This is a genomic window from Secundilactobacillus angelensis, from assembly GCF_012641075.1.
In the GTDB taxonomy this organism is placed as follows: Bacteria; Bacillota; Bacilli; order Lactobacillales; family Lactobacillaceae; genus Secundilactobacillus; species Secundilactobacillus angelensis.
Map to the genome: position 1 here is coordinate 1 of NZ_JAAXLJ010000040.1, position 3,716 is coordinate 3,716.

At 39.9% G+C, this 3,716-nt stretch carries 7 protein-coding genes; 6 read left to right on the forward strand and 1 reads right to left on the reverse strand.

Features of this window, described 5'->3' with window-relative positions; translation table 11 throughout:
• Positions 1 to 120 precede the first annotated feature (120 nt).
• The gene (locus HC026_RS12125) at positions 121 to 375 is read left to right on the forward strand and encodes a hypothetical protein (protein ID WP_168926175.1); all 255 of its coding nucleotides are present in this window, start codon (positions 121 to 123) and stop codon (positions 373 to 375) included.
• Here the strand turns inward: HC026_RS12125 and HC026_RS12130 are convergent.
• Positions 372 to 1,001 (reverse strand): hypothetical protein, encoded by a 630-nt coding sequence (locus HC026_RS12130; protein ID WP_168926176.1) that lies wholly within the window; start codon positions 999 to 1,001, stop codon positions 372 to 374. The two genes, HC026_RS12125 and HC026_RS12130, sit on opposite strands and share 4 nt — an antisense overlap.
• 212 nt (positions 1,002 to 1,213) lie before the next feature.
• On the opposite strand from HC026_RS12130, the gene HC026_RS12135 reads away from it, so the two are divergent.
• The 5 genes from HC026_RS12135 to HC026_RS12155 all read left to right on the forward strand — a co-directional run.
• Positions 1,214 to 1,405, forward strand: coding sequence for a hypothetical protein (locus HC026_RS12135; RefSeq protein WP_168926177.1), 192 nt, complete (start codon positions 1,214 to 1,216; stop codon positions 1,403 to 1,405).
• Positions 1,395 to 1,643, forward strand: coding sequence for a hypothetical protein (locus HC026_RS12140; protein ID WP_168926178.1), 249 nt, complete (start codon positions 1,395 to 1,397; stop codon positions 1,641 to 1,643). The genes HC026_RS12135 and HC026_RS12140 overlap by 11 nt, the downstream gene beginning before the upstream one ends.
• Positions 1,636 to 2,502: a DUF1351 domain-containing protein gene (locus tag HC026_RS12145; protein ID WP_168926179.1), complete on the forward strand. Its 867-nt coding sequence runs from the start codon at positions 1,636 to 1,638 to the stop codon at positions 2,500 to 2,502. Before HC026_RS12140 ends, HC026_RS12145 begins: the two co-directional genes overlap by 8 nt.
• Positions 2,503 to 3,282, forward strand: coding sequence for an AAA family ATPase (locus tag HC026_RS12150; protein ID WP_168926180.1), 780 nt, complete (start codon positions 2,503 to 2,505; stop codon positions 3,280 to 3,282).
• On the forward strand, positions 3,215 to 3,716 hold a 502-nt coding region (locus tag HC026_RS12155; protein ID WP_168926181.1), incomplete at its 3' end, for a DEAD/DEAH box helicase. The genes HC026_RS12150 and HC026_RS12155, both read left to right, overlap by 68 nt.

The following is a 3,716-nucleotide window of genomic DNA, read 5'->3' on the forward strand; positions in this document are numbered from 1 at the left end:
ATAGGACTGATTGCACTGGCAGGTGTCAGTGGATTAGCGTGGATGATCCATGAAGCCATTAAAGACCCACATGATTTCTTCGGATGCTAACACTGAGTGGATTTAGAGGAGGTGAAACGTATGTCAGAAGAAAAAAATAATCACCCTGTGGAAGAGGGTGATCAAGAGAGATTCTATGAGAACAAGATTCAAAAACGTTACGCACATAACGTAATTAAGGTTTCTCAAATTTCGGTAACACGAGTGCTAATAAAAACGCCATCTAATATTTACAATCCTAGTTTTGAGGAAAACGTAGGGCTGTGGGAACAGTATTGGAGTGAAAATGGTAAGAAATTATTTGAGAGAAGAATTTCGGACCGAGATTTGTGTTAAAAAATCATACGCTTAGCAATCTCTACTAGCAAAGGTGTTACTACTGGACTAATAATCTTCCAAGATTTATCAAAAAAATTTTTAAACTTCGAAAGAAAATGAGGCTTAGGCGTATCTGAACCGTTAAGTGCGCTCCTTAACTCACTAGCTAATGCTTCTAATTGGGCCTTATCTTCATCACTGGAAAGTTGGTCCTTAACACTCAATAGCTGATGGATTGAATTATCAATGTTTAATGTTTGAGTATTGATAATTGCATTATTATCACCTACGGCAGCATTCCCATTGTTATTGAAAACTCCAATGCTGTAACTAGATTTTTGTGTAGGATGATTGGTTTCGGGATTTTGAAGTTCATATAGAAGGTTTTCACCTTTCGTTGTGATCCAATATTCTTTCACCGCATAGACCGAAATATTACCTTGTAAATCTTCTTCAAATTGAGCAGTTAAGTAATCATCATGCTTAAAATCCATGTTTACTAAATCCTCAAGTAATTTGTCTGAAGATTCCCCAATCTTTTCACCTGCTTTTAACATCCCATTTACCGCTTCTGGTGTCACTGGCAGTGAAGGTTTTGACAGGTATTTTAAAATAAACAATTTTCTTCTATCACCAGGTTTCATTATTTTTCACCTCCTATCGCAATCAAGTATAGCAGAGGTGAAACTCAGAAAGGAGGTGATCATTATCCATAAGCTTTCAATTGATAGCCTGATTTTCAAAGCCAAGCGTCACTCATGGCTGTGGAAATTAGTCCATAAAAAAGCCGACTATCGCAAGTAGTCAGCCCAGAAAAATATTTTACAAGTCGATTATACCACGGAGGGAGAAAGTAATGAAAAACGATACAGTAAATGATTTACGTTTACAGGTTTATCAATATCAAAGTCGAATTGATTCAACACCGATTGAATTTCCAGAAGCACTCGAATTCTGGTTTAACAAACTTGATGCCGCCAAACGGAACTTGCTTAAATTTGGCAAGTTAGCAGTGATTGTTGACGAGGTGGCAAACAATGAAAATTAACCTAATCAAGCAAAAGAACGTTCCTAAGTCATATCACGTTGGTAATGTCATCTATTTCTATCGTGATGATGTGGTGGCAATCGTCTCTGAAATTGGTGATGAATTTGCACTTATCAACCTAGAAAATGGTAAGTTATATGGTTTATCAGATACCTTGAACGGTCTTTTTATCCAAACTAGTGATGACCCTGGCGAACTCATCAATGCAGAGCTGAGGGAGGTTAGAAGCAATGGTTAATGAAACGGAATTACTGCAGTTGCCTGATTACTCTATTGAATACACTCCCACGCAGATCCAGATTCATAATCTTGAAGGCTTGCAACGAGCCGTCAATGCATACGCAAATCGTTATGCGAATGTCATTGTTACTGATGATACGGAAAAATCAGCTAAAGATTCACGGGCAAAGCTCAACAAGCTTTCCAATGCGTTGGATGAAAAACGCCGTGATATCCATCGAGATTATAACAAGCCCTATGACGAATTTGCCGATACCATCAAGCAGTTACGCTCAGTGCTGCAAGACACCATTGATCCAATCGATGATGGATTAAAAGAACTTGATGGTCAGCATCGTGAACAGCGCAAGCAGCATGTTCAATCACTGATCACTGAGATGTCTCCGAATTACGGAGTTAGTGCGAGTGATGTGGAGATTGACCCCAAATGGCTCAATAAATCTACTTCTAAGAAGGCAGTGACTGAAGGTATTGCTGGGGTAATGAAGCAGGTCAAACAAGCTCAGGACAAGTTTGAATCTGATAGCCACGCTCTCACTAAGTACGCTGAAGTCAACAAAGTTGATGCTACACCGTGGATTGACCAATTGAAGCAAGGCCAAGAGCTAGACTATCTATTTAAAGCAATTGACCATCAAGTTGATTTAAACAATCAGAAGCAAAAGAAGTTAGAAGCTCAAGCTGCAGAAGCTAAGGCTCATCAGAAAATTAAAGGAGATGCAATTGTTGACACTGATACCGGTGAAGTCGTTTCACATCAGTTCGTACTGAAGATTACTGGTACTAACGAACAATTGTGGGCACTGCGGCATTACATGGATCAGCAAAGTATCAAGTATGAGAAAGTGGGTGATTAGATGCCAGTATTTTCAGCAACAAAAATTAAACGGATGCAAAACTGGCGAGTCATTTTATACGGAAAGCCAGGTATTGGTAAGACTTCCACAGTACGTTTCTTAAAAGGTAAGACATTGGTATTGCCATTGGACAACTCACATCGTTCAATCGCTCAGTTACCGAATGTGGATGTTTGGCGTGATCCGAAGTTTAAAGATGGTGATGATATGGCATTTGACCGTATCCGTCCCATTGAGTCAATCAATAGTTTTATTGAAGAACTTGGCAGTCTATCCAATTACGATAATCTTTTTATCGATAACATTACTTCACTTGAAAAAGATTGGTTTGTGGAAAAAGGTCGCCAAAGTAAAAACGGCATCAGTAACGAAATCCAAGATTATTCACAGTGGACTAATTACTTTGCCAGATTGATGACCACCATCTACATGACTAAGAACGTCAATATCGTAACTACAGCTTGGGAGTATCAAGCGCCATTCACTACTGAGACTGGTCAAAACTTTAATCGGTATGAACCAGAGATTCGTTCCAATGTACGTGATGGATTACTTGGCTTAGCCGATGTGGTTGGACGGATGGTGATCAATCCCAATACCCACGGTCGGGGAGTGATCTTAGAGGGTAATGATGGTGTGTTTGCCAAGAATCGATTAGATGACCGCAAGAGTACACCAATTGAAAAACTATTTATGTTTGGCGGTGAAAAGAATGTATCAACTTCATCCGTATCAAAAGACACTGGTAAGCCAAGCAAGGCAAGCACTAAGAAAGGGTAGCCATTCTGTATTACTGCAAAGCCCTGCCGGTTCAGGTAAGTCAGTTATCATCGCTGAGATTGCCCGCTTAGCTGTCAAAAAGGGTGGCACAGTGATGTTTATGGTGCACCGTAAAGAACTGGTCAGACAGATTAAAGATTCGTTCAGAGAGAACGAGGTTGACCTCAGCCAATGCATTATATCCACAGTTGGTAAGATTGCGAACCGGCTAGATACTTTACCAAAGCCAAGTTTAATCATCACGGATGAATCGCATCACTCACTAGCTAAGACTTACGTAAAAATATATGCCCACTTCTCTGATGTTCCAAGACTAGGTTTCAGTGCCACACCTTGGCGTCTCAATGGCAAGGGATTGCATGATGTTTACGACACGATGGTTGAAGGCCCGAGGATTGATTGGCTCATTGAAAATTACTATCTTGCACCATACA

Coding starts and splice junctions, on each gene's coding strand:
- HC026_RS12125 (WP_168926175.1), top strand. CDS start 121: ATGTCAGAAGAAAAAAATAATCACCCTGTGGAAGAGGGTGATCAAGAG.
- HC026_RS12130 (WP_168926176.1), bottom strand. CDS start 1,001: ATGAAACCTGGTGATAGAAGAAAATTGTTTATTTTAAAATACCTGTCA.
- HC026_RS12135 (WP_168926177.1), top strand. CDS start 1,214: ATGAAAAACGATACAGTAAATGATTTACGTTTACAGGTTTATCAATAT.
- HC026_RS12140 (WP_168926178.1), top strand. CDS start 1,395: ATGAAAATTAACCTAATCAAGCAAAAGAACGTTCCTAAGTCATATCAC.
- HC026_RS12145 (WP_168926179.1), top strand. CDS start 1,636: ATGGTTAATGAAACGGAATTACTGCAGTTGCCTGATTACTCTATTGAA.
- HC026_RS12150 (WP_168926180.1), top strand. CDS start 2,503: ATGCCAGTATTTTCAGCAACAAAAATTAAACGGATGCAAAACTGGCGA.